The sequence below is a fragment of the Streptomyces sp. NPDC051219 genome (assembly GCF_040682335.1).
GTDB lineage: Bacteria > Actinomycetota > Actinomycetes > Streptomycetales > Streptomycetaceae > Streptomyces.
Genome location: NZ_JBFBAS010000007.1, coordinates 158,562 through 182,253 on the forward strand (window position 1 = coordinate 158,562; position 23,692 = coordinate 182,253).

The 23,692-nt window shown below is 71.4% G+C and carries 20 protein-coding genes; 8 read left to right on the plus strand and 12 right to left on the minus strand.

All coding sequences use genetic code 11. The features are described from left to right. The first annotated feature begins 226 nt into the window (after window positions 1–226). Complete coding sequence (locus tag AB0M62_RS11520) at window positions 227–3,832, plus strand: BTAD domain-containing putative transcriptional regulator (RefSeq protein WP_366073930.1); 3,606 nt, start codon at window positions 227–229, stop codon at window positions 3,830–3,832. A 45-nt stretch (window positions 3,833–3,877) separates the two neighbouring features. Here AB0M62_RS11520 and AB0M62_RS11525 read toward each other — a convergent pair whose 3' ends face one another. From AB0M62_RS11525 to panB, 3 genes are all read right to left on the minus strand, one after another. Further along, on the minus strand, window positions 3,878–4,717 hold the full coding sequence (locus AB0M62_RS11525) for an ABC transporter permease (protein ID WP_366073931.1): 840 nt from the start codon (window positions 4,715–4,717) through the stop codon (window positions 3,878–3,880). Beyond that, window positions 4,714–5,766 (minus strand): ATP-binding cassette domain-containing protein, encoded by a 1,053-nt coding sequence (locus AB0M62_RS11530; protein WP_366073932.1) that lies wholly within the window; start codon window positions 5,764–5,766, stop codon window positions 4,714–4,716. Before AB0M62_RS11530 ends, AB0M62_RS11525 begins: the two co-directional genes overlap by 4 nt. A gap of 107 nt (window positions 5,767–5,873) precedes the next feature. Further along, window positions 5,874–6,770 (minus strand): 3-methyl-2-oxobutanoate hydroxymethyltransferase, encoded by an 897-nt coding sequence (gene panB / locus AB0M62_RS11535; RefSeq protein WP_366073933.1) that lies wholly within the window; start codon window positions 6,768–6,770, stop codon window positions 5,874–5,876. 157 nt (window positions 6,771–6,927) lie between these two features. Here panB and AB0M62_RS11540 point away from each other — a divergent pair, with 157 nt between their 5' ends. From AB0M62_RS11540 to AB0M62_RS11550, 3 genes are all read left to right on the plus strand, one after another. Beyond that, window positions 6,928–8,532, plus strand: coding sequence for an MFS transporter (locus AB0M62_RS11540; RefSeq protein ID WP_366073934.1), 1,605 nt, complete (start codon window positions 6,928–6,930; stop codon window positions 8,530–8,532). A gap of 134 nt (window positions 8,533–8,666) precedes the next feature. Next, a complete protein-coding gene (locus AB0M62_RS11545) occupies window positions 8,667–9,290 on the plus strand; it encodes a TetR/AcrR family transcriptional regulator (protein WP_366073935.1) in 624 nt (207 codons plus the stop codon). A gap of 243 nt (window positions 9,291–9,533) precedes the next feature. After that, the gene (locus AB0M62_RS11550) at window positions 9,534–10,556 is read left to right on the plus strand and encodes an endonuclease/exonuclease/phosphatase family protein (RefSeq protein ID WP_366073936.1); all 1,023 of its coding nucleotides are present in this window, start codon (window positions 9,534–9,536) and stop codon (window positions 10,554–10,556) included. 59 nt (window positions 10,557–10,615) lie between these two features. On the opposite strand, the gene AB0M62_RS11555 is transcribed toward AB0M62_RS11550, so the two are convergent. From AB0M62_RS11555 to AB0M62_RS11565, 3 genes are all read right to left on the minus strand, one after another. Then, window positions 10,616–12,367: an NAD+ synthase gene (locus AB0M62_RS11555; RefSeq protein ID WP_366073937.1), complete on the minus strand. Its 1,752-nt coding sequence runs from the start codon at window positions 12,365–12,367 to the stop codon at window positions 10,616–10,618. 83 nt (window positions 12,368–12,450) lie between these two features. Beyond that, complete coding sequence (locus AB0M62_RS11560) at window positions 12,451–14,076, minus strand: multicopper oxidase family protein (RefSeq protein ID WP_366073938.1); 1,626 nt, start codon at window positions 14,074–14,076, stop codon at window positions 12,451–12,453. 106 nt (window positions 14,077–14,182) lie between these two features. Beyond that, entirely contained in the window at window positions 14,183–14,665 is a 483-nt protein-coding gene (locus tag AB0M62_RS11565; RefSeq protein ID WP_366073939.1) for a hypothetical protein, read from the minus strand. A gap of 96 nt (window positions 14,666–14,761) precedes the next feature. On the opposite strand from AB0M62_RS11565, the gene AB0M62_RS11570 reads away from it, so the two are divergent. Then, window positions 14,762–15,601: an alpha/beta hydrolase gene (locus AB0M62_RS11570; protein WP_366073940.1), complete on the plus strand. Its 840-nt coding sequence runs from the start codon at window positions 14,762–14,764 to the stop codon at window positions 15,599–15,601. A gap of 90 nt (window positions 15,602–15,691) precedes the next feature. On the opposite strand, the gene AB0M62_RS11575 is transcribed toward AB0M62_RS11570, so the two are convergent. The 3 genes from AB0M62_RS11575 to AB0M62_RS11585 form a co-directional block, all read right to left on the minus strand. Then, the gene (locus AB0M62_RS11575) at window positions 15,692–16,417 is read right to left on the minus strand and encodes a DUF305 domain-containing protein (RefSeq protein WP_366073941.1); all 726 of its coding nucleotides are present in this window, start codon (window positions 16,415–16,417) and stop codon (window positions 15,692–15,694) included. Next, a complete protein-coding gene (locus AB0M62_RS11580; protein WP_366073942.1) occupies window positions 16,414–17,070 on the minus strand; it encodes a DUF3105 domain-containing protein in 657 nt (218 codons plus the stop codon). Before AB0M62_RS11580 ends, AB0M62_RS11575 begins: the two co-directional genes overlap by 4 nt. Window positions 17,071–17,132: 62 nt before the next feature. Beyond that, on the minus strand, window positions 17,133–17,510 hold the full coding sequence (locus AB0M62_RS11585) for a hypothetical protein (RefSeq protein ID WP_366073943.1): 378 nt from the start codon (window positions 17,508–17,510) through the stop codon (window positions 17,133–17,135). Window positions 17,511–17,653: 143 nt separating this feature from the next. Between AB0M62_RS11585 and AB0M62_RS11590 the strand changes: the two genes are divergently transcribed. Next, window positions 17,654–19,015: a glutamine synthetase family protein gene (locus tag AB0M62_RS11590; protein ID WP_366073944.1), complete on the plus strand. Its 1,362-nt coding sequence runs from the start codon at window positions 17,654–17,656 to the stop codon at window positions 19,013–19,015. A gap of 173 nt (window positions 19,016–19,188) precedes the next feature. Here AB0M62_RS11590 and AB0M62_RS11595 read toward each other — a convergent pair whose 3' ends face one another. Then, on the minus strand, window positions 19,189–19,518 hold the full coding sequence (locus AB0M62_RS11595) for a hypothetical protein (protein WP_366073945.1): 330 nt from the start codon (window positions 19,516–19,518) through the stop codon (window positions 19,189–19,191). A gap of 359 nt (window positions 19,519–19,877) precedes the next feature. On the opposite strand from AB0M62_RS11595, the gene AB0M62_RS11600 reads away from it, so the two are divergent. Next, window positions 19,878–20,156: a DUF6355 family natural product biosynthesis protein gene (locus tag AB0M62_RS11600; protein WP_366073946.1), complete on the plus strand. Its 279-nt coding sequence runs from the start codon at window positions 19,878–19,880 to the stop codon at window positions 20,154–20,156. 144 nt (window positions 20,157–20,300) lie between these two features. Beyond that, the gene (locus AB0M62_RS11605; RefSeq protein ID WP_366073947.1) at window positions 20,301–20,861 is read left to right on the plus strand and encodes a hypothetical protein; all 561 of its coding nucleotides are present in this window, start codon (window positions 20,301–20,303) and stop codon (window positions 20,859–20,861) included. A 93-nt stretch (window positions 20,862–20,954) separates the two neighbouring features. On the opposite strand, the gene AB0M62_RS11610 is transcribed toward AB0M62_RS11605, so the two are convergent. Beyond that, window positions 20,955–21,476 carry a pyridoxamine 5'-phosphate oxidase family protein gene (locus tag AB0M62_RS11610; protein WP_366073948.1) on the minus strand — a complete coding sequence of 174 codons (522 nt, stop codon included), beginning with the start codon at window positions 21,474–21,476 and terminating at the stop codon, window positions 20,955–20,957. Window positions 21,477–21,543: 67 nt separating this feature from the next. Beyond that, window positions 21,544–23,652 (minus strand): PIG-L family deacetylase, encoded by a 2,109-nt coding sequence (locus AB0M62_RS11615; RefSeq protein WP_366073949.1) that lies wholly within the window; start codon window positions 23,650–23,652, stop codon window positions 21,544–21,546. Between the last annotated feature and the right edge of the window lie 40 nt (window positions 23,653–23,692).

Genomic DNA, 23,692 nt, shown 5'->3' on the forward strand with positions numbered 1-23,692 from the left:
GACGGAAACGTCCTGCGGATCCTCCGGGGTTCCCGACAGTTTGCCAGGCGGGCCCGAGCGGCGAGGTGAGATCTGAGGTGACCGCTGAGGTGGCTGGTGAGTTGACCGGCGAGGAACCGACGCGGTGACCGGCGAGGAGACGGGGACCCCGGCCGCCGGACCGGACGCCCGACCCCGACCGGCCCCGATTCACGCCCTTCCGAGGCCGCGCCCGGGACCGGGGACAATGGGGCCCGTGCGCTACGGCATCCTCGGCACCACCCAGGCCCTCCGCGACGACGGCACGGCCGCCCCCCTCGGCGGGGCGCGGCTGCGCGCGCTTCTCACCGCGCTCGCTCTGCGCCCCGGGCGGACCGTCCCTGCCGGGCTGCTCGTCGACGACGTGTGGACCGGTGACCCGCCCGCCGACGCGGCAGGTGCACTGCAGGCTCTCATCGGGCGGCTGCGACGGGCGTTGGGACACGAGGCCGTCACCTCGGCCGAGGGCGGCTACCGGCTGGCCGCCGGCCCCGACGACGTGGACCTGCACCGCTTCGAGCGGTTGGCGGGGGAGGCCGCGCAGGCCCTGGACGGCGGTGAACCGGGCAAGGCCGTGGCTCTCCTGGACGACGCGCTCGCCCTGTGGCGGGGCCCCGCCCTGGCGGACCTGCCCGACCGTACGACCGACGCCGCGCGCTGGGAGGCCCGACGGCTGGATGCCCGTCGCTGCCGCTTCTCGGCGGTGCTCGCGCTGGGCGGTGCGGAACAGGTACTCCCCGAGCTGACCGCGCTCTGCGCCGACCGCCCGCTCGATGAGCCGCTGCACGCTCTGCGCATCCGCGCCCTTCGCGAGGCGGGGCGCACGGCGGAGGCGCTGGAGGCGTACGAGGAGGTACGTGCCGCCGTCGCGGGCCGGCTCGGGGCCGACCCGAGCCCGGAGCTGCGGGCACTGCACGCGGAGTTGCTGGCTCCGATGCCGCTGCCCCTGCCGGGAGGGGGAAACGGGCCCGCGCGGGGCCGGGGTGGCGGCGCTGTTCGCCGCGCGGGGCTCGCCCCGGCCGGACAGGCGGCCGGCAGCGGCCGGGCGGAGGGGGGCGCGGCCGCCGCACCGGCCGGGTCTCCCGAGGCGGCTTCGGCCTCCCCCGGCCGGGCGTCCGGCGCGGCGCCGAGCGGCAATCTGCGTGCCCGGCTCACCACCTTCGTCGGGCGCGAGGCCGACATCGAGGCCATCGCGGCCGACCTCGGCGGGGCCCGGCTCGTCACGCTGCTCGGCCCCGGCGGGGCCGGGAAGACCCGGCTGTCGCAGGAGGCCGCCGAGGCCGTCGCCGACCGCTGGCCCGACGGGGTGTGGCTGGCCGAGCTCGCGCCGGTGGACGATCCGGAGAACGTGCCGGAAGCCGTGCTGTCCGCGCTCGGGGCGCGAGAGACGGTGCTCCGCGGGGCGGGTGCGGAGGAACTGCGGGCGGTGGCGGACCGCCACGGCGACGAAGCTGTCGTCCGGCTGACCGAGCACTGCGCACGGCGACAGATGCTGCTTCTGCTCGACAACTGCGAGCACGTGGTCGACGCGGCGGCCCGGCTGGCCGACGAACTGCTGGCCCACTGCCCAGGGCTGCAGATCCTCGCGACGAGCCGGGAGCCGCTGGGGGTGCCCGGCGAGGCGGTACGCCCGGTGGAGCCGCTGCCGGACCCCATGGCCCTGCGGCTTTTCGCCGACCGCGGCGCGTCCGCGCGGCCCGGCTTCCGGATCGACGACGATGCCGTGACGGCCGCCGCGGCCGCCGAGATCTGCCGTCGTCTGGACGGACTGCCGCTCGCCATCGAACTCGCCGCCGCACGGCTGCGGATGCTCACACCCCGACAGATCGCCGACCGGCTGGACGATCGGTTCCGGCTGCTGAGCAGCGGCAGCCGGACGGTACTGCCGCGTCAGCAGACGCTGCGGGCGGTCGTCGACTGGTCGTGGGACTTGCTGGACGCGTCCGAACGGGCCGTACTGCGCCGGTTGTCGGTCTTCGCGGGCGGCTGCGACCTGTCCGCGGCCGAGGAGGTCTGCGCCCTCGCCCCGCTGATGACGGGTGGACCGGCCCCGGGCGACGGCGCGGGTGCCGGCCCCGGCCGTGCGGGTGCCGGCCCTCGCGTCGGTGGTGGCGCGGGCACCGGCACCGGCAGCGGTCCCGGCAACAGCCCTAGCAGCGGTCCAGGCGACCCAGCGCAGCCCGTGGTGGATCCGCTCGACGTCGCCTCGCTGCTGGGGTCCCTTGTCGACAAGTCCCTTGTCGTCGCGACCCCTTCGGGGGGAGGCGAGATGCGCTACCGGCTGCTGGAGACGGTCGCCGAATACGCCGCCGAGCGGCTCGACGAGGCCGGTGACCGGCGTGCGGCCGAGCGGCGGCACCTCGTGCACTACCGCGAACTGGCCCGCACCACGGACCCGCTGCTGCGCGGCCGGGAGCAGCGCGCCGCGGCCGCCCGCCTCGAGGTCGAGTACGAGAACCTGCGCTCCGCGCTGCGCAGGGCCGTGGCCGCCCGGGACGAGCAGGAGACGATGTGCCTCCTCCTCTCCCTCTCCTGGTACTGGCACATGCGCGATCTGCGGACCGAGGCGCGGCACTGGTCCGAGGCGGCTGTCACCCTCGGCCCCGACCCCTTCGCGCCGCCCGTCACTCCGGCGCCGCCGCTGCTCGAGCGCTGCACGGACGCCCCGCCGCCCATGTCGCCGGAGTTGCTGCAGGAGGCCCGGCGTTCGGCCCGGCTGATCCAGATGGCGTCCCGGGACCAGGCGTACGAGCACTGGCACGCACCTGCGACGGCCGCGCTGATCGAGGGAGTCCTGACCGCCTATCGCCCAGGGCTGCCGCAGACGTGCCGCAACCCGGGATCGCTGTGGATCTACGCGGTCATGCTGTCCGGAGACACCGACCGACTGCGGCGGGCCATCGACGAGACCGTCGGCGCCTGCCGCGAGTTGGGCTACACCTGGGAGCTGGCCGCAGCGCTGCAGCTGCGTGCCAACGTGCTGGCCAACCGCACCGAATGGGCCGGTGACGCGGAGCGCGACGCCGAGGAGAGCCTGGCGCTCTACAGAAGGCTCGGGGACGACTGGGGCGAGGCGGAGGCGCTGTCAGCCCGGGGCGAGGCGCGCGAGCGGCGGGGCGAGTTCGCCCGTGCCGCCGCCGACTTCCGGGCCTCGGTCGAATGCGCCCAGCGGCTCGGCGCCCAGGCCCAGGTGTCGCTGCTGCGGGTGCGGCTGGCCGGCGTACTCGCCGAGTCGGGAGAGGGCGACGAGGGCGAGGTGATCCTCCGCAAGACCCTGGCCGAGGGTGCCCGCAGCGGGCATGAGGCCGTGCCCGCCGCCCGGATCTACCTCGCGATGTGGCTCGGACGTACCTCGCGAACGGAGGAGGCCCGCCGGCAGCTCCAGTTGCTCCGCGACGAGTTCGCATACGGCGCGTTCGCCGTCTTCGACGGCATCGTGCTGGGCCTCCTCGCCTGGCTGGACAACCGTGACGGCCGCTACGGAGAAGCGCTGGAAAAGGCGCGTGAGGCGCTGGAGCGGTCGAAGGACCCGCTCGCCCGGATGGTCGCCCCGCACATGGCCGCGATGTATCTGATGAGCGCCGCCGGTTCGCTCGCCGCGCTCGGCGGAGAGCGGCGGGTCCGCGACGCGGCGCGGCTGCTCGGCGCGCAACGGACCCATCTGCCCGCCGGCCACTTCGAGACCTCGCTGGAGCGGGAGAACAGGGCATGGGCGGAGGACGCGGCGCGTGCCGCGCTGGGCGACGCCGTGTTCGAGGCGGCGCACGCGGAGGGCGGCGGCCTCTCCATGGAAGAGGCCACCGCCCTCGTCTGATGCCGGCGCAGACGCGACCCGTCGCCGGATCAGGTCCCGGTGGGCTCAGGTCTTCCGGCGGAACTTCGCCACCGCCAGCGGGGCGGTGACCACGGTGATGCCGAACGACCAGGCGAGAGTCATCCACACGGAGTGGGCGACGGGCCCGCCGATCATCAGAGCGCGGGCGGCGTCCGCGAGGTTCGACAGCGGGTTGTAATCGGTGAAGGACTGCAGCCAGCCCGGCATCGTCGCCGGCGGGGCGAAGATCGACGAACCGAACTGGAGCGGCATCAGGACGAGCATGGCGACCCCCTGAACGGCCTGAGCCGTCTTCATGGTCAGTCCGAGCAGGATGAAGATCCACATCAGTGAGGCGCCGAACACCATCGACAAGGCGATGGCTGCCAGCAGTTCGGGGACCGACGTGCCGATCTCGAGGCCCAGGAGAAAGCCCATCCCGAGCAGGATGGCGGTGGCGATGAGCATCCGGCCCACCTCGACGACGATCTTCGCGATGAGTACGGAGGACCGGGCGATCGGCATACTGCGGAACCGGTCCATCACCCCCTTCTTGAAGTCGTCGTTGACTCCGGTGCCGACCGCCATGGCGATGTTCATGCCCATCATGGCCATAAGGCCGGGGATGACGTAGTTGACGTACTCCTGCTGGTTCCCCTTGCCGGAGATCGCGCCGCCGAACACGAACACGAACAGCAGCGTGAAGATGATCGGCATCAGCACGGCGTCGAACATCGACTCCGGGTCCTGCTTGATCTGCAGCATGTTGCGCCGCGCCAGGGCTCCGACGTGCCGGGCATTGGCCCGCAGACCGATCCGGCCCTCGCCGGGGACTGCCTTCGAGGGCGCGGGCGGCGCGGGCGGGTTGATCGTTGCCGCGCTCATACCGCGACCTCCTGGGCGTTGTCGTTGACGGTGGTCTCGTACTGCGTCGGTGCCGCGTCGGTCTTCTGGCCCGTGATGGCCAGGAACACCTCGTCCAGGCTGGGCAGATGGGTGCCGATGTCGGCGATGCCGAAGCCGCGCGCGGCCAGCAGTCCGACCACGGCGGTCAGCTGCTCGTCGCTGAGGATCGGAACGTAGAGCATGCCCTCGTCGGGCACGGCCGTCGCACCGGTACCCGGCAGATGAGGGGAGAGGGCGTCGAGCCCCGCGTCGGTCAGGGCGCGTGTCATGGCCGGCAGCTGGTCCCTGTCCACCGGCCGGATCTGCAGCGTGCGGCCCCCGACCTTCGCCTTCAGTTCGTTCACCGCACCCTGGGCGATGACCTTGCCGTGGTCGATGACGGTGAGCTCGCTCGCGAGCTGCTCGGCCTCCTCCATGTACTGGGTGGTGAGCAGTACGGTCGCGCCCTCGGCGACCATCCGCTGCACCTCGTCCCACACCTCGTTGCGAGTGCGGGGGTCGAGTCCCGTCGTCGGTTCGTCCAGGTACAGCACGGCGGGCTGCCCGATCATGGACGCGGCCAGGTCGAGGCGGCGCCGCATACCACCGGAGTACTGCATCGCGGGCCGCTTGGCGGCGTCGGTGAGCGAGAAGCGCTCCAGCATCTCGTCGGCGCGCCTGCGGGCCTCCTTGCGGGAGAGATCGAGCAGCCGTCCGATCATGTACAGGTTCTCCCGGCCGGAGAGCTTCTCGTCGACCGAGGCGTACTGGCCGGTGAGGCCGATGGTCCGGCGCAGCTGGCGGGGCTGCTTCACCACGTCGTACCCGGCCACGGTGGCGTGTCCGGCGTCCGGGGTGATCAGTGTGGACAGGCAGCGCACGAGGGTGGTCTTGCCGGCCCCGTTCGGCCCCAGCACGCCGAGGACGGTGCCCTCGCGGACATCGAGGTCGACACCGTCGAGGGCTTTGGTCGCGCCGTAGTGCTTGACCAGTCCCCGTACCTCGACGGCGTTGGTGCCGTGCCGGGGGTTCTTTTCGAATCGCGTCATGCCCACATGGGACCAGTCGCCACTGACAATCCGCCGACAGGACACCGACAGACGGCGACAGCCCGCCGACGGGGGAATCGGCGGGCTGTCGGTTCAACCGGAGGTGGTCAGTGGAAAGCGTGCTCCGCCTGGGGGAACGCGCCGCCGACGACATCGTCGGCGAACGCCTTCGCCGCGTCGCCCATGGTCCGGCGGAGGTTGGCGTACTGCTTGACGAAGCGCGGCATCTTCCCGCCGGTCAGGCCCATCATGTCCGTCCAGACAAGCACCTGGGCGTCGCAGTCGGCGCCTGCGCCGATGCCGACCGTCGGGATGTGCAGCGAGCGGGTGACCTCGGCCGCCAGCTCGGCCGGTACGAGTTCCAGGACGACCGCGAACGCGCCCGCGTCCTGCGCCGCCTTGGCGTCGCGCAGCAGCTGGTGCGCCGCCTCGTCACCGCGGCCCTGCACCCGGTAGCCCATGGCGTTCACGGACTGCGGGGTCAGGCCCAGGTGGGACATGACCGGGATGCCGGACTGTACGAGCAGCTCGGTCTGGTGCAGCGAGCGCTCGCCGCCCTCCAGCTTCACCGCACCGACGCCGGCCTCCTTGACCAGCCGGGTGGCGCTGCGCAGCGCCTGGACGGCGCCTTCCTGGTACGAGCCGAAAGGCAGGTCGCCGATGACCAGGGCGCGCTGCGTGCCCCGCACGACAGCTGCGGAGAGGATGGTCATCTCGTCGAGCGTGACGGGCACGGTGGTGTCGTAGCCGAGGTGACAGTTACCCATGGAGTCGCCGACCAGGATGACCGGGATGCCCGCCTCGTCGAAGACGGAGGCGGTCATCGCGTCGTAGGCGGTGAGCATGGGCCACTTCTCACCGCGCTCCTTGGCGGCGGTGATGTCTCGGACGGTGATGCGCCGGGTGCCCTTGCCTCCGTACAGCGCCTTGCTGCTGTCGGCGGACGGGTTCTGGGCGGGCGGCACAACGGCAGGCGAAACGTCGGGCGTGACGGCGTGCGTCATTGCAACGGCTCCTTGTGTCATCTCGAGGCGCCCTCACGGCGTCCCCGGACTCGCCCCCCATGGTGGCACCTCGCCGGCCGGAGGCGGAAGGGGGACATTGCGACAAAGCATTGCGATACGAGACGGCATCGTATCGGAAATAGACTAGGCTCAGCCCATGGACACCGGCCGACCCGCCGCGCACCCCGTGCCCGAAGCCGTGCACCGCCGGCGCTGGGCGATCCTCGCGGTTCTGATGCTCATCCTGCTGATGGTGGTGCTGGACAACTCGATCCTCAATGTCGCGATGACCACCATCGCGACCCCTCCGCCGGACGGTCTGGGCGCCACCCAGAGCGCGCTGGAATGGGCCATCAACTCCTACACGCTCGTGTTCGCCGGCCTCCTCTTCACCGCCGGCCTCCTCGGCGACCGGTTCGGCCGCAGAAAGGCCCTGCTCTTCGGGATGGTGGTCTTCGGTGCCGGCTCGGCGTTGGCGGCCTTCTCCCAATCGCCCGGCGCGCTCGTCGCGTACCGGGCGGTGATGGGCCTCGGCGGCGCGTTCGTGATGCCGGCCACGCTCGCCATCCTGGTGAACGTCTTCGAGCGTGAGGAACAGCCCAAGGCCATCGGCATCTGGACCGGCGGCGTCGGCTTCGCGATCGCCATCGGCCCGATCACCGGCGGGCTGCTGCTGGACCACTTCTGGTGGGGGTCGGTGTTCCTCGTCAACGTGCCCGTCGTGATCATCGGCGTGATCGCGATGGTGGTCCTGGTTCCCGACTCGCGCGACCCGGACCCCGGACGTCTCGACCCGGTCGGCGTGCTGCTGTCCGTGGCGGGCCTCGTCCTGCTCGTGTACGGGATCATCACCGGCGGCCGGTACGCCGACTTCACGGCTCCCGAGGTGCTGCTCCCCATCGGCGGCGGGCTCGTGGTCCTCACGGTCTTCGTCCTGCACGAGAGACGCAGCGACCACCCCGCGTTCGACGTCCGTTACTTCCGCATCCCCGCCTTCTCGGCAGCCGTCACCGCCGTCGCGCTGGTCTTCTTCGCGCTGATGGGCGTCACGTTCTTCTCGGTCTTCTACACCCAGAGCGTGCGTGGCTACTCACCGCTCCAGACCGGCCTGCTCGTCATGCCGCTCGCCGCGGCCCAGCTGATCTTCGCTCCTCGCGCCCAGCTGGCCGTCCAGCGCTTCGGCGCCCGCGCAACGTGCGCGGCGGGACTGCTGGTCGTGGCCGTCACACTCAGCGGGTTCCTGCTGCTCGGCACCGACACCCCGATCTGGGTGCTGGAAGTGATCTTCTTCCTGCAGGGCACCGGCACGGCACACATCATGACGCCGGTCACGGTCGTGGTCATGCAGAGTCTGCCGCGCGAAAAGGCCGGTGCGGGGTCGGCCATGAACAACGCCTTCCGGCAGGTGGGCGGCGCGCTCGGCGTCGCGGTGCTCGGCTCGCTGCTTTCCACGGCCTACCGCATGGGCATCCGGGACCACCTCACCGTCCTCCCCCCCGACGAGCGGCACGCGGCGGGAGAATCGGTCGAGGCGACCCTGGCGGCCGCACAGCGGCTCGGCCCGGAGGGCAGGGCGCTGACCGGCCCGGCGCACGAGGCGTTCGTCCACGCCATGCACATCACCGCCCTCGGCGCGGCGGCCGTCGCGGTCCTGGGTGCCGTGGTCGTCGCGCTGTTCATGCCGGGCCGGAGCGCGAGACACGCGGCCGCCAGCCCGCACGGCGCGCCGGCCCGCAGTCCCGCCGACGTCCGGGAACAGTGACCGGATGACTGCCCGGCGGGCGGACGGCGCTGCTTCCCACTCGCTTCTCCAGGCCCGCCGCCGGGTCTCGCGTGCGCTCGCGTGAGAATCCTCCGTGGTGATTGTCGTACGTCATATGCGAGAGGCTGGCGGACATGGCGTTGAGGGACCGGCCGGAGCAGCCCGCCAAGGGCGGCTCTCCGCGCGGGCGGCCGCGCAGTGAGGCCGCCGAGCGCGCCATTATCGAGAGCGTCGTCCGGCTCCTTGAGGACGGCGTACCTCTCGTCGAGCTGTCCATCGAGCGGATCGCACGCACCGCGGGCGTGGGCAAGGCCACCATCTACCGCCGGTGGGAGGGCAAGGAGGCCCTCTTCGTCGACGTCATGCGGTCCGTCGAGCAGGAGGATCCGCCGCTCCCAGGGACCTCGGTTCGCGACGACCTCATCGTCATGCTGGAGGGGCTGCGCCGCCGCGGTCTGGCCAAGCGCTCCTCGGCGATGCTGCGCAGTGTGCTGGGGCAGGTGCAGAGCTATCCGCAGCTGTGGCAGCACTACCAGAACAGCGTTATCGCGGCCCGCCGTGAGGTGCTGAACGACGTGCTCCGGCGCGGGATCGCGCGCGGGGAGATACGGGCGGACCTGGACTTCGACCTGGTCGGCGACCTGGTGGTGGGGCCGATGCTCGTACGGACGGTCCTGCGGCCGGACGGCCCGCTCGACGAGGACCTGGCCGAGCGCATCGTCGACGCCGTGCTCGTAGGGCTCCGGCCCCGGCCGTGACCCACCTGCGCGGCGAGGGTGCTGTCTGCACTCCCGTCCGCACTCACATCTGCTTCGGATCTGCTTCGGAGTATGCGCGTTTTGTCACAGCCGTGGCCCTGACCGGGGCGTTCGGAACTCCTCGCGCCGTGCCGTCGTCCTCGTGGCAGTACGGCCGTTCAGGACGGCAGGGAAAGTCACCGATCATCCCCTAGGGTCAGGGGGGCGAGACGGTGTGCGAGGCAAGGCAGTGAGGGCAGCGGTATGGCGCAGGCGTACGTGACGGAGACGGGGAACGGCAGCTCGGGGCCCGAGCGAACCGGATCCGGCTTCCGGCGCCTGCTGAAGGGCCTGCGGCACGACCGCGGCATCTGGCGGCGCGGCATCCTTCTCGCGGTCCTCGCCGTGCTCACCGCGCTGCTGATGATTTTCCACGCGCAGATCCCCAACACCATCGGCAACCTCGGCAGCTTGACAGAGACGTTCCTGCCCTGGCTCGGCGTCGCCATCCCCCTGCTGCTCGTGCTCGCGCTGGTGCGGCGCTCCGCGGCGGCGGTGATCGCCGTACTGCTGCCGGCAGTCGTCTGGCTCAACCTCTTCGGCGGACTCGTCACCGGCAAGTCGGGCGGTGGCGGCAACCTCACCGTCGCCACGCACAACGTCAACGCCGAGAATCCCGACCCCGAGGGCACGGCGAAGAAGGTGGCTGCCTCGGGTGCGGACGTGGTGGCGCTGGAGGAGCTGAAGGCGGGCGCGGTCGCGTCGTACGAGAGCGCGCTGGCGCCGACGTACAAGTACCACTCCGTGCAGGGGACGGTCGGGCTCTGGAGCAAGTACCCGATGAGCGACACCCGGCCCGTGGACATCCAGTTGGGCTGGATCCGCGCGATGCGCTCGACCGTCGAGACCCCGCAGGGGCCGGTCGCGGTCTATGTCGCCCATCTGCCGTCGGTGCGGGTGAAGCTCAACGCCGGCTTCACCGCCCATCAGCGCGACGTCAGCGCGGACGCGCTGGGCCATGCCATCGTCCGGGATCCGCTGAAGCGGGTCGTCCTTCTCGGCGACCTCAACGGCACCATGAACGACCGAGCGCTCTCCCCGGTCACCTCACAGATGCGCTCCACCCAGGGGGCGGCGGGGGACGGGTTCGGCTTCAGCTGGCCCGCTGCGTTCCCGATGGCGCGGATCGACCAGATCATGGTCAAGGGCCTCACGCCCGTGTCGTCGTGGACGCTGCCGGAGACGGGCAGCGACCATCTGCCGATCGCGGCGCGCGTCGAGCTCTGACGGGCCGGAGGCCCGGGGACGAATCCCCGGGCCTCCGCCGTACCTCGGGCCTCAAGCCGTCAGTGCTCGCGCCAGCCGTTGGTGATCGGCAGCCGGCGGTCCTTGCCGAACCCCTTCGCGGAGATCTTCGTACCCGGCGGGTACTGGCGGCGCTTGTACTCCGCCATGTCCACCATGCGCAGCGTCTTGGCCACCAGCTCCCGGTCGAAGCCCGCCTCGACGATCGAGTCGATGCCCTGGTCGCGGTCCACGTACATGGCGAGGATCGCGTCGAGCACCGGGTAGTCGGGCAGCGAGTCGGTGTCGACCTGACCCGGCCGCAGTTCCGCGCTCGGCGGCTTGGAGATGGAGTTCTCCGGGATCGGCGGGGTCTGACCCCGCTCCTCAGCTGCCCGGTTCCGCCACTGCGCGAGGCGGAAGACGGACGTCTTGTAGACGTCCTTGATCGGGCCGTACGCGCCGACCGAGTCGCCGTACAGCGTGGAATAGCCAACCGCCAGCTCGGACTTGTTGCCCGGCGCCAACACGATGTGGCCCTCCTGGTTGGACACGGCCATCAGAAGCGTGCCGCGTAGCCGTGACTGGAGGTTCTCCTCGGCGAGCCCGGTCAGCTGCAGCGACTCCATGTACGCGTCGAACATCGGCGCGATCGGCACGGTCCGGAAGTTGAGCCCGGTACGGCGGGCCAGTTCGGCGGCGTCGTCCCGGGAGTGATCCGAGGAGTACTGCGAAGGCATCGAGATGCCGTACACGTTCTGGGCACCGACGGCGTCGCAGGCGATCGCCGCCACCAGGGCCGAGTCGATCCCCCCGGACAGGCCGATCAGGACGGACCGGAAGCCGTTCTTGGCGACGTACGCGCGCAGGCCCACCACCAGGGCCGAGTACACCTCCTCGTCGTCGTCGAGGCGCTCGGCGTATCCGCCGCCGACCTCGGCCTCGTACGCGGGGACGGGGTCCTCCGACAGGACCACGTGGTCGATGCGCAATCCGTCGTCGACGACCCCCGAGGGCGGCTCGGGCGCGGCGGCAGGCAGATCCAGGTCCACCAGCACGCAGCCCTCGGCGAACTGCGGGGCGCGCGCGATGACTTCGCCGTTCTTGTCGACCACGATCGAGTCGCCGTCGAAGACCAGCTCGTCCTGACCGCCGATCATCGCCAGATAGGCGGTGGTGCAGCCGGCCTCCTGCGCACGCTTGCGTACGAGTTCGAGCCGGGTGTCGTCCTTGTCCTGCTCGTACGGCGAGGCGTTGACGGAGACCAGCAGCCCGGCGCCGGCGGACCGGGTGGCCGGCACCCGGCCGCCCTCCTGCCAGAGGTCCTCGCAGATCGCGAGCGCGACATCGACGCCGTGCACCCGGATCACCGGCATGGAGTCGCCCGGCACGAAGTACCGGAACTCGTCGAAGACGCCGTAGTTGGGGAGATGGTGCTTGGCGAAGGTCAGCACCACAGCGCCCCGGTGCAGCACCGCGGCGGCGTTCCGCGGGGCGCCGGCCGGCTGGCCGTAGCGCGGCTGGGCCTTCTCGGACCGGTCGAGGTACCCGACGATGACGGGCAGCTCACCGAAGCCCTCGGCGTCGAGGCGCGCGGCGAGCGCGTGCAGTGTGTCGCGCGAGGCCTTGACGAAGGTCGAGCGCAGCGCGAGGTCCTCGACGGGGTAGCCGGTCAGCACCATCTCGGGGAACGCCACCAGATGGGCGCCCTGTTCGGCGGAGTGCCGGGTCCAATGGACGATCGATTCGGCGTTGGCGGCGAGGCTGCCGACGGTCGAGTCGATCTGATTCAGAGCGAGGCGTAGTTGAGGCACGCCGCCCAGTGTAATCGTCTGTCTGACGCGATGGCCTGGCGGGCAGGTGCGGGGCGCCCCGGGCGGGGGCGCCCCCGCCCGGGCTACCTCTGGTAACCGAGCACGGTCATCATTCCCGCCTCCGAGTGGTAGACGTTGTGGCAGTGGACCATCCACAGGCCCGGATTGTCGGCGTCGAAGTCCACCGTCAGCGTGCCGTTCGGCAGGATGACCGCGGTGTCCTTGCGGGGACCGTCGGGCATGCCCGCCAGGGCGAACGTGTGGCCGTGCAGATGGAGCGGGTGCCACATCGTCGTGGAGTTGGAGAAGACCACCCGGACCCGCTCGCCCGCCCGGACCGCGTGGCGCCGGCCGGGGGAGTAGGGCTTGCGGTCGAAGGCCCAGTCGTACTTGTCCATCCCGCCCGTCAGCTTCAGCCCGATCGTGCGGTCCGGCTTCCGGGCGGGCAGGGCCACGGACTCGTGCGCCTTCAGGCGGTCTGCCGTCAGCAGCTTCCCGTCCAGCTCGCGGGGCCGTACGGACGGGCTCGGCGCAGTGCCGCCGCCGGTGCGGAGCAGGGCCCGGGCGGTCTGCTTCTTGCCCTCCGCGAGCGCGGTCAGCGGGAAGACGCCGTCCTGCGCGGTGACCACGACGTCGTACCGCTCGCCCATGCCGAGGAGGAGGGCGTCGGTCTTCGCGTGCTCCACGGGGAAGCCGTCCGTGTGCGTCACCGTCAGTTCATGGCCGCCGAGCGCGACCCGGAACGCGGTGTCGCCCCCGGCGTTGATCAGGCGCAGCCGGATGCGCTCGCCGGGCTTGGCCGTGAAGACGGCGGGGTCGTCCGGCGTCCGCCCGTTGACCAGGTAGTACGGGTGGGCGACGTCTCCCGCGTCACCGCCGAGCAGCGGGCTGGTGGCGCCCGTCGTCATCCGGGACGGGCCGCCGGCCCGCCGGGACGGTGAGGGCATGCCGTGACTGGAGTGCCCACCGGGCTCGCCGGACCCGGCGGATCCGCCCGTTCCGGCGGACCCGTGGCGCATGCCCTTGCCGAGTTCGGCCAGCACCCCGTCCGGCGTGGAGCCGTCCACCCCGTCGACCCAGTCGTCCAGTACGACGACCCACTCCTTGTCGTACTGCAGGGGTTCTCGCGGGTCCTCCACGATCAGCGGCGCGTACAGGCCGCGGTCCTGCTGGGTGCCCGAGTGCGGGTGGAACCAGTACGTCCCGGGGTGCGGGACCGTGAAGCGGTAGTCGAACGAGGCGCCCGGCCGGACGTCGCGCTGCGTCAGGCCGGGGACGCCGTCCATGTCGTTGCGCAGGGCCAGACCGTGCCAGTGCAACGACGTGGCTTGCGGCAGGTTGTTGGCGAGGGTGAGCGCGAGCGTGTCGCCCGCCGTGACGCGGACCTCCCGGCCCGGCAGCCGGTCCCCGTACGCCCAGGACCTGACCGTACGGCCGCCGCCCAGGTCGAGCGGAGTGGCGGTGGCGGTCAGCCTGACCGTACGAACCGGGCCCCGGCCCCGTCCCGCTTCGGCCGCGGCGACCTCCTTGCCGTCCGGTGTGACGAAGCCCGGGGCGGCCGACGGCGAGCCGCCGTGGTTCCCCGAGCCGTGATTCGCCGAGCCGTGGTCCATACCGCCGGCCGAGCCGGAGCAGGCGGCCAGAACTCCCGTACCCGCGACGGCGATCCCGGCGCCGAGCACGGCGCGGCGAGTGTGGTGAGTGCGCATGACTGAGTGCACCTCGTGGTGTGTGGTGATGCGTGCAGATGGGCGCGTCTGCTGCTTCTGGTACACCGCTCGGAGCGCGGAGGTTCCCAGGCAGCGGGGCCCGGTTCTAGATCCGCAGCACCGACAGCCTGGCGAGGACGGCCTTACGGGGTGGCGGGTCGGGCCACAGCGCGCGAAGCAGCTGGTCCGGAACGGACGGGAGCGCGCCGACCGGGCCTGCGCGCAGCGGTCCCGCGGCGAGTACGAAGAGGGTGAGCGCGCCAAGTACCGCCAGACAGACGGACATCGGGTCCATGTCCGTACCCGGCAGCTCCGGCCCCGCCCGTCCGGCGGCGGTCTGTCCGGGTGCGGTCCGCCCGGCTGCGGACTCCACGGCTGCGTGGAGCGCGGTGTGCGGGGCGGTGTGTGGCGGGGCGCTGCGGCCGGCGGTGTGGTGTTCCGGCGGCGCCGCGGACACCGTGTGCGCCGCCGTTCCCTCGCTGTGCCCTTGGGTGGGATGCCCCAGTGTGTGCATGGTGACGATCCCGAGGAGCAGCACGGCGAGCAGCAGCAACTGCCGCCCGTACGCCGCCCTTCGCAAGGTTGTCACAGAGCGCAGACTACCCCCACCGGGTATCTGGCGCCCTCCGGGGGCCGGAGGCACCTGCGAGTACTGTTCTCGGCCGGAGCACCGGGAAGGGCGTACATGGCGTTCGTACGGGTCGGCGGCGTGCCGCTGCATGTGGTTGTCGAGGGCAGCGGACCGGTGTGCGTGCTGAGCGCCGGCCTGGCGATGAGCTGGTACGACTGGGACCGGGTCGTCCCGCTACTGGCCCCCTCCCGTACCGTCGTCCGCTTCGACCGGCCCGGGCACGGACTGAGCGCCCCCGCCGCCGTCCCGCCCACCGCCGCCGGGGAGGCACACCGCATCGCGGGAGTGCTCGACGCCCTCGGGCTGACCGGACCGGCCACGGTCGTCGGCCACTCCATCGCCGGTTTCCATGTGGAGGCCTTCGCCCGTCTCCAGCCCGCCCGGACGGCCGCTGTGATCCTGGTCGACGGCAGCGTCGAGGAGCACGCCCGTGCCCCCGCCGCCCCGGCCCTGCGAACCGCCGCCGCCCGCACCCTCGGCTCGGTGCTCACCGCCGCCGGCGCCCCGGCCGCGCTCGGCCCGCTCACCCGCCGCGCGCTCGTCCGGCTCTCGCGCACGGGCGGCGGCGATCCGGCGCCGGACGCGCTCGTACGCCGCTGCTACCGCACCGGGCGCGTGCTGCGCGGCGCACTGCTGGAGAACGCGCGCTACCTCGACGTGGCGGCGGAACTGCTGGCGCTGCGTGAGCGCCACCCGCTCCCGGACGTGCCGGTGACGGTCCTCGCCGGGCATGACGGCAGCAATGGCCGGTGCGCGATGCGGTGGCTCGACCGCCAGGCCGCGCTGGCCGACCGGCTCGGCGCCCGCTTCGAAGCCGCCGAGCGGTCCGGGCACTTGGTCATGCTGGACGACCCGTGGTCGGTGGCGCGGGCGGTGCTCGGCAGCCACGCGTGACCACCGCCGCAGCTCATGGAGGCGCGGCGGCCGCCCGCCCATCCCGAGCTCAGGGCGCCCGGGGCGGGCGGACGGCCGCGCGGCAGCGGGTCAGGCGCGCGGCTTGGCGCCCCGCTGCTTCAACAGGTCTGCCATCAGGGCCATTTCGGACTCCTGGGCGTCGACCATGCCCTGGGCGAGCTTGCGTTCCGTACCGATCTCGCAGAGGTCGGCGCAGCCCCGGGCCATGACCACACCGCCCTTGTGGTGGACGGTCATCAGCTGGAGGTAGAGGATCTCGGCCTGCCTGCCCTCCGCCTCGGCCAGCGCCGCGATCTCGGTCCTGGTCGCCATGCCGGGCATGAGGGAGCCGTCGCGCACCTCGTGCCCGCCGGAGTGCCCGCCGCTCTGCCCATCGTGTGCGCCGCCGTGCCCGTCGCCGTGGCCGCCCGGCTTCTGCTCCGCCGTCCCCGACTGCTCCGACGCCATCCACGCCATCGGCTCGCCCATCGAGATCTTCGGCAGCTCCCACAGGTCCAGCCAGCCCAGCAGCATGCCCCGCTGGTTGGCCTGCGTATTGGCGATGTCGTACGCCAGCCGCCGCACGTCCTCGTCCTCCGTACGGTCGCGCACGATGAACGACATCTCCACCGCCTGCTGGTGGTGGACCGCCATGTCCCGGGCGAAACCGGCGTCCGCGGAGTCCTCGGCCGGGGCGGCCGCGGAAGCGGCCTGCCCGGACGACGCGCCGCCACTCGCGGTGGCGACCGTGGCGGCCGCCGCGACGAGCAGCGCGAGGACGACGGCCGTGATGGCCGCCCAGTGCGTACGGGTCACTGCTCGCCCATTCCGCCGGTGCACGCCGCACCCGGCTCAGGGGTCTGCGGGCCCTGCACGTACTTGGTGAAGAACTGGTCGACCCGCGGGTCGGCGGCGCCGTCCACCGTGACCTGCTTGCCCCAGGCGCTCAGCATGATCGCGCCGGACTGGTCCTTGACCGGGCTCATCAGGGAGTACGGCGTCTTGCCGACCTTGTCGGCGAGCTTCTTCACGTCCGCCGCCGGGGCCTTGTCGTTGTACGTCACCCAGACGGCGCCGTGCTCCAGCGAGTGCACGGCGTTCACCTCGGGGACCGGCTTCTTGTAGACGTCGCCCCCGCAGTTCATCCAGATCTGGTGGTGGTCACCGCCGACCGGTGGCTTCATCGGATACTTCACGGCCTTGGCGACGTGGTTGCGGCCGAGCTTCTTGGCGTCCCAGCTCTTCTCGCCGGTCACCGGCGCTTTGACGGCCGCCTCCGCCTTCGCCTTCTTCTCCGATTCCTCGTTCAGGACATACGCGCCGAGGCCGACAAGTCCGGCGACGACGGCCGCGCTTACGGTGATGGCGATGATGCGGTTGCGGCGGTCACGCGCCTTCTCGGCGCGGCGCATCTCCTCTATTCGGGCCTTGCGCGAGCTGTTCTGCTTCTGGTTCTTGTTGGAAGCCATGGAAGAGGTGTCCTTCTGCGGGAGCGGGATATGGGGGCGAGAACCTTGATGCGAGGCCCGGCTCACGTCCGCAGCACTTGAAGGACATGGAGGTCGGGGGCGCGGGGCTGGGCCCCCGCGGCGCGTATATCAGCAGCGGCCCCGACGATTCCGGCGTGCGCTTCGCCGGCCGTGGCGACCGGGGCGTCGGGCGGCGGAGCCGTGAGGACCGCAGGCGTCAGATGTGAGAAGGGGCCGCAGTCCGAGCGGTCGAACGGGCAGGTGTACTCGGCATGGGCGTCGGTCGAGACGCGCGGCGGGCCCGGCTCAGGACCGCCGCCGCCGTGCAGGTCACCGGGGCTCGCACAGAGGAAAAGCCCGGCAAGCAGAGTGGCCAGGGCGCACAGCATCGCCGCGGGGCGCCTGATGCGCCCGCGCCGCGTGTGCCCGGATCCCCCCATGGGGCCAGATGGTAGTGGGCGGCGACGTGCCGCACGTCATACGGGTTGCGTAATGTGGCGGAAACGACGGGTCGGGATACTGGAGGTTCTCCCCTCTGCCCGGGCGGTGGTGCACAGGCCGTCTGAACTGCAAGGATGTAGCTATGGACAAGCAGCAGGAATTCGTGCTCCGTACGCTCGAGGAGCGCGACATCCGCTTCGTGCGCCTGTGGTTCACCGATGTGCTCGGCTTCCTCAAGTCGGTCGCGGTGGCTCCGGCGGAGCTGGAGCAGGCCTTCGACGAGGGCATCGGCTTCGACGGCTCCGCGATCGAGGGCTTCGCGCGGGTGTACGAATCGGACATGATCGCCAAGCCGGACCCGGGCACGTTCCAGATCCTTCCCTGGCGCGCCGAGGCCCCGGGTACCGCCCGGATGTTCTGCGACATCCTGATGCCTGACGGCTCGCCTTCCTTCGCCGATCCCCGGTACGTACTGAAGCGCATCCTGGCCAAGACCTCCGACCTGGGCTTCACCTTCTACACCCACCCGGAGATCGAGTTCTTCCTGCTGAAGAACAAGCCGGTCGACGGCACCCGGCCCACCCCCGCGGACAGCTCCGGCTACTTCGACCACACCCCGCAGAACGTCGGCATGGACTTCCGCCGCCAGGCGATCACCATGCTGGAATCCATGGGCATCTCGGTCGAGTTCAGCCACCACGAGGGTGCCCCCGGGCAGCAGGAGATCGACCTCCGCTACGCCGACGCGCTCTCCACCGCCGACAACATCATGACGTTCCGCCTGGTCATGAAGCAGGTCGCGCTGGAGCAGGGCGTGCAGGCCACGTTCATGCCCAAGCCCTTCTCGGAGTACCCGGGCTCCGGCATGCACACCCACCTCTCCCTCTTCGAGGGCGACCGCAACGCCTTCTACGAGTCGGGCGCGGAGTACCAGCTCTCCAAGGTCGGCCGCTCCTTCATCGCCGGTCTGCTCAAGCACGCCGCCGAGATCTCGGCGGTCACCAACCAGTGGGTGAACTCCTACAAGCGCATCTGGGGCGGCTCGGCCCGTACGGCCGGCTCCGGCGGCGAGGCTCCCTCGTACATCTGCTGGGGCCACAACAACCGCTCCGCGCTGATCCGGGTCCCGATGTACAAGCCCGGCAAGACCGGCTCCTCGCGCGTCGAGGTCCGCTCGATCGACTCCGGAGCGAATCCGTACCTGACGTACGCGGTCCTGCTGGCCGCCGGGCTGAAGGGCATCGAGGAGGGCTACGAACTCCCGGCGGGCGCGGACGACGATGTCTGGGCCCTGTCGGACGCGGAGCGCCGCGCGATGGGCATCGAGCCGCTGCCGCAGAACCTGGGCGAGGCGATCACGCTGATGGAGCGGAGCGAACTGGTCGCCGAGACGCTGGGCGAGCATGTCTTCGACTTCTTCCTGCGCAACAAGAAGCAGGAGTGGGAGGAGTACCGCTCGGAGGTCACGGCCTTCGAGCTCCGCAAGAACCTGCCGGTGCTGTAGGCGCAGGCCAACGATCTTTCAGCCGGTGTGGAACTCCAGGCCGACGGTCATCGACCGTCGGCCCGGAGGTGTCTCAGCTGTCGGACCGCCCACTCACTCGACGCCGACCGGCGACAACGCGGCGAGCGTGCGTGCCAGGGCCTGCGAGCCCGGCAAGATGCGAACGATTGACCCTAGCGGTTGACCTTGCCGTTGACGTTGCCGTTGACCTTGTTGAGGCCCTTCCGCTCGGTGACCTTGACCTTCTCGGTGATGATGACGGTCCCGTCCTTGCGGATCTCGGTGGTCCTCGTCGTCTCCGTCACCTTCTTGGAACGCTTCTTCTGCTTCTTCTTGTGCTTGAACCGGTCGCCGTCGTTGTGATCCGCTACCACGCCGGCGGGAGCTGTGTGCGCCGCGGCCGGAGCGGCAAAGGCGCTGGAGGACAGCAGCGAGCCTCCTGCGGCCAGGGCGGTCGAGGCGGTCAGCAGGGCCAGACGCTGGGTACGGGAGGTGCGGAACATGGTGTTCTCCTTGATCATGAAAGTTTGGGACGAGGTACCGGACGGCCCTGCCACGTCGCGGGGCTTTCGAGGCGGTGCGGGTGGGCCACCTGCTCTGCGTGAACCCGTGCTTCAAGTAAGCCTTGGCGGCCGCACTGCGTCATGTCGCTACATTTCGGGACTTGACGGACGGCGGCGACCTTGATAGGCGCGGTACGACAGCCGGCCGGGGGTGCACACGGTGCCTCCGCACTCGATCCGGTGAACTCCTGCATTCGTCCGAGCGAGATCGACTACTACGGAGAGTGAGAAATGGAATGCTCTCCGTATACATCCCATCTCAGTGCTCGGGCATCGCGCCCACATGAAGGAGTTGCCTCGTGAGCGTTCGCCGTACCCTGTCGGTCGTCCTCGGCGCCGTACCCCTCATCCTCGGACTGTCCACGGCTGCCGCCCCGTCGGCGGTCGCCAACCCCTGCGGGTTCTACTCGACCTCCAGCGACGCGTACTACAACCACTGCACGAGCGACGGCTCGCGAGTGGTCGTCGAAGTGGAGGTATGGGGCCCCAATTACGAGCGCTGTGTGAGCCCCGGGGTCACCTGGCTCGGATCGGCCGGCAGCATCGACGGGGCCTCGTACGTCGGACGCACCTGCTGACGACGGCACGCCCGACAGGACCGTCCATGGTGGCAGCCGCCCACCTGTGGCGGCCCTTCGGTTGATGGTCATGCGGGCTGCTGCGACGATCTCTCCAGCTTGTCGTTGCAGCTCGCAGGCCGGACGAGGGACGGGGACGGGGACATGAGCAGGGTGTGTGGGTGGTGGGGCGCCGGGGCGTACGTGGTGCTGGCCGGAGTGGTCCTCGGATGTACCGCGCTGCCGCCGGAGGTCGACCCGGTCCTGCGGAAGGCCGTACAGCCGGTCGTGCACGATGCGCTGGTCGCCTCGCTGGAAAAGGACGTCGGCGTGCTGTCCGACTATGTGGAACTGTCGCCCACAGCCCGCTGGTTCTGTGCCGAGCAGGTCGTCGAGATCCGGGAGACGGAGAACGGCACCCTGCAGGTCGGTATCGAAGCGGTCTGTTCCGAACTGGCTTCCCGCGGCGGGACCTTGGTGCAGGGGACGGCCGTGCGGGCACCGTGGGTGTGGGAGTTGTCGCCGGACAGGAAGGGCGGCCACCAGGTGCGTCGCGAGGACACCGCCCCGGACGGTGCCTGGTACGACGCGTGGATCGGCCGCTCCTTCTCCAAGGGCGGCGCCGCGGTGGTGCGGCACGGAGACTGGGACGGCACGGACGCGATGGAGGCACAGGCCCGCACGCACTTCGGCCTGCCGGAGGACGCGCCGGTCACCGAAGCGTGACCCCATGAAGTCTGAAGTCGGGCCGCTTCGTGCGGCGGACGGTCGGCTGGAGCGAGCGGTCGGCCCGGCCCGGCCGCACCGGAATCACCGCCGCTACGCGAAACGCCAGCGGGTCTGGCTGTACGGCTCCTTGCCGAAGCCGAACGCCGTCGTGGGCTCGACCCGGTAGACCACCGCCCGATTGTCCTCCGCCCAGAACGCTCCGTCGCGTACGTCGAAGTGCCACTCGCTGGTGTACTTCTCCTCGTACCGGTCCGCGGCGCGCTGGAGCGCCTTCTCGTCGGTCTCCCGCTCGGCCCGGCCCTCGATCACCAGGTCGAAGCCCTCGCGGAGGGCGTTGACCCCGGTGGTGAGGACGACGTTCGGGTTCGCGGCGAGGTTCTTCGCCTTGCGCTCGTCCGCGCCGGTGCAGAAGTACAGCGCGTCGTCGACCCAGGCGGCCAGCAGCGGCGTGACATGCGGCCGGCCGTCGGGACGTACGGTCGACAGCCAGAAGATCTCAGCCGTGTCCAGATGCTGTACGGCCTCGAACCACGGCGTCGCGGTCGCGTCCGAGCTGCTGTACCTGGTGTCGAGTTCGGTCAGCGGTCCGATGGGGGGCTGGTGCTCCGTCATGGTGATTCCTTCCGCTCGCGAGGAGGCCGGGACCCTTCTCAGTGTGGACCGCCCGCGCCCGCGGAACTCATCGGCCGACGGCCTGCCAGGGCGCCAGGGAGCCGTTTGCCGTGGTGGTCCAGTGCAGCCGGGCATCCAGGCCCAGTACCGCCAGACCGATGGTCCCGGAGCTCTGCGGGACGCTCGCCGGGGCTCCGGCGAACATCGGACCCGTCGTCGTCCAGCCGGGAGCGCTGCCCGGCCGGACGGCCAGAGCCCCCGTACCGGACCTGGCCGCCAGCAGGGACCCGGAGGCGCTGACCGGGCCGAAACCGGCCTTGCCGCCCGCTTCCACGACGGGGGAGACGGAGACGGGCAGCGCACCGCCGGCCGAGACGAGCGCCGTGCGGACATCGCCGGAGTCGGGCTTGCGGAAGTACAGCCGTACGCCGTCGCCGTCCGGCACCGCCGTGAGCGGGCCGGTGGTGGGCGGCAGGCCGGTGGGGAAAGGTCCCTGCCGCGCCGGTCCCTGCCGCGCCGGTTCCCGGTGCGCCGGTCCCCGCTCTCCCTGTCTCTGCGTCCCCGGTGCCTCGCGCCCCGGCCACACCAGTACCGACGTCGGGGTCGCGGCGAAGACATAGGAGCGGCCGGCCCGGTCCGTCGCGGTGACCGGGTCCCCGTGCAGGGCCTTTCCGCCCAGACTCCGCCACGGCCCCCAACTGCCGTCGGCCCGCTGCGCGCGGGCGCTGAGCGTCCGGCTGCCGTCGCGCAGCAGAACCGTCATCCGGCCGGCGGTGTCCACCGTCACCGCGGGGGCGCTGATGGCTGAGGTCCACGTCTCGTCGTCGCGCTCGGGAGTGCCCAGCGACTGCCACGGGCCGAACCCGCCGCCGGGCGTGCGCTGCACAGTGACGACGACGGCCCTGCGGTAGCCGGCGGCCTCGGCGCCGAGCGTGGTCCGGGTGGCGAAGGCGGCGATCCGGCCGTCGGGAAGCTTTGCGGTACGCACCCCGGGATCGATCCCGGCGCCCGGCAACAGCCGCGGCCCCGTCCATGCGGTGTCGCCGCCCGGCCGCTGCCAGACGGCCAGGCGGCCGTCCAGCACCGCGAACGCCCACTGGCCACCGCCCGGCCCGGCCTGCAGCCAGGACGTGCTCTCCCCGCGGGCGTACCGGATGCTCTGCGCCCAGTCCCGCCCGGCGGGACGGGCCGCCACCTTGCGGTCGCCGCAGCCGGCGTCGCTGCCGCAGTAGTCGGTGTGGTCCATCCAGGCGTACGTCTTCAGAACGCTCAGCTTCGCCGCGGCCGCCGCGGGGTCCAGGGCGTGCGGCAGGCCGCCGTTGAGGTAGCCCAGGTAGTTCTGGACCGAGAAGTGCGGGCGGTCGCCGGACCGGGCGTACCGGGCGAGCGCGGCCTGCACGAACCGGGCGCCGTACATGTGGTCCTGGTGGTCGCTGTACTTGTGGGTCTGTGCGGAGCGGCCGGGCGTCGGGTCCTGCATCCGGACGAAGGTGGGCCGGAAGCGCTCCAGCAGACCGGTGATCGTCCGGACGGTCTGCTCCTTGGTGTACGAGAAACCCGTGCGGACCGGGGTGCCCGAGGACAGCCGGGACCGCAGGGCGTACACCCTGCCGTCCCACAGCCCGTGCAGGCTGTGCGGACGGTCACCCGCGATGCTGCCCGCCTCCCGCAACTGCACCCACACCAGACTCAGCTCGGGGCGGGCCTTGAGGACGTCCAGCTCCGCCGTGCCGCCACCGGCGGTACGGATGACGCTGCGCTGCCAGGGGCTGGTCCGGTTGCCGGTGGCCATCTGGGCGTAGGCGGCGCGGATGCCGTTCTGCCGTGCCTCCGCGTACCGGGCCTTGTCGGCGCGCGGCTCGGGATCCCTGAGGTGAGGGCCCTTGGCGGCGTTCACGCCGTCCGACTCACCCGCGGTCAGGTACACGGATGTCAGGCTCCGGCGCGCGGCGATGGACTGGCTGAGGTCCGGGTTCATGAAGAACAGGTCGTCGTCCGGGTGGGCGACGATCTGCATCACCGACTCCCCGCTCGTGCGCGTCGGCGGGACCGGCACGGTCGTGGACGACTCCGACGAGGTGGCCTCCCCCGCTCCCACCAGGGACACGATGCCCGTCGCTCCCGCGAGCAGGGCTATGAGCAGGGCCGCGCAGAGGACGCGCCGGTATGCAGACATGAAGAGATGTGCTTTCGGTGTTTCAAGGTGCGGAAGCCGC

Bases quoted from the DNA above. Each gene is read 5' to 3' on its own strand.
- AB0M62_RS11520 (WP_366073930.1), top strand. From the start codon at position 227: ATGGGGCCCGTGCGCTACGGCATCCTCGGCACCACCCAGGCCCTCCGC.
- AB0M62_RS11550 (WP_366073936.1), top strand. From the start codon at position 9,534: ATGGCGCAGGCGTACGTGACGGAGACGGGGAACGGCAGCTCGGGGCCC.
- AB0M62_RS11615 (WP_366073949.1), bottom strand. From the start codon at position 23,652: ATGTCTGCATACCGGCGCGTCCTCTGCGCGGCCCTGCTCATAGCCCTG.
- AB0M62_RS11590 (WP_366073944.1), top strand. From the start codon at position 17,654: ATGGACAAGCAGCAGGAATTCGTGCTCCGTACGCTCGAGGAGCGCGAC.
- panB (WP_366073933.1), bottom strand. From the start codon at position 6,770: ATGACGCACGCCGTCACGCCCGACGTTTCGCCTGCCGTTGTGCCGCCC.
- AB0M62_RS11540 (WP_366073934.1), top strand. From the start codon at position 6,928: ATGGACACCGGCCGACCCGCCGCGCACCCCGTGCCCGAAGCCGTGCAC.
- AB0M62_RS11585 (WP_366073943.1), bottom strand. From the start codon at position 17,510: ATGGGGGGATCCGGGCACACGCGGCGCGGGCGCATCAGGCGCCCCGCG.
- AB0M62_RS11580 (WP_366073942.1), bottom strand. From the start codon at position 17,070: ATGGCTTCCAACAAGAACCAGAAGCAGAACAGCTCGCGCAAGGCCCGA.
- AB0M62_RS11545 (WP_366073935.1), top strand. From the start codon at position 8,667: ATGGCGTTGAGGGACCGGCCGGAGCAGCCCGCCAAGGGCGGCTCTCCG.
- AB0M62_RS11525 (WP_366073931.1), bottom strand. From the start codon at position 4,717: ATGAGCGCGGCAACGATCAACCCGCCCGCGCCGCCCGCGCCCTCGAAG.
- AB0M62_RS11570 (WP_366073940.1), top strand. From the start codon at position 14,762: ATGGCGTTCGTACGGGTCGGCGGCGTGCCGCTGCATGTGGTTGTCGAG.
- AB0M62_RS11595 (WP_366073945.1), bottom strand. From the start codon at position 19,518: ATGTTCCGCACCTCCCGTACCCAGCGTCTGGCCCTGCTGACCGCCTCG.
- AB0M62_RS11610 (WP_366073948.1), bottom strand. From the start codon at position 21,476: ATGACGGAGCACCAGCCCCCCATCGGACCGCTGACCGAACTCGACACC.
- AB0M62_RS11530 (WP_366073932.1), bottom strand. From the start codon at position 5,766: ATGACGCGATTCGAAAAGAACCCCCGGCACGGCACCAACGCCGTCGAG.
- AB0M62_RS11560 (WP_366073938.1), bottom strand. From the start codon at position 14,076: ATGCGCACTCACCACACTCGCCGCGCCGTGCTCGGCGCCGGGATCGCC.
- AB0M62_RS11605 (WP_366073947.1), top strand. From the start codon at position 20,301: ATGAGCAGGGTGTGTGGGTGGTGGGGCGCCGGGGCGTACGTGGTGCTG.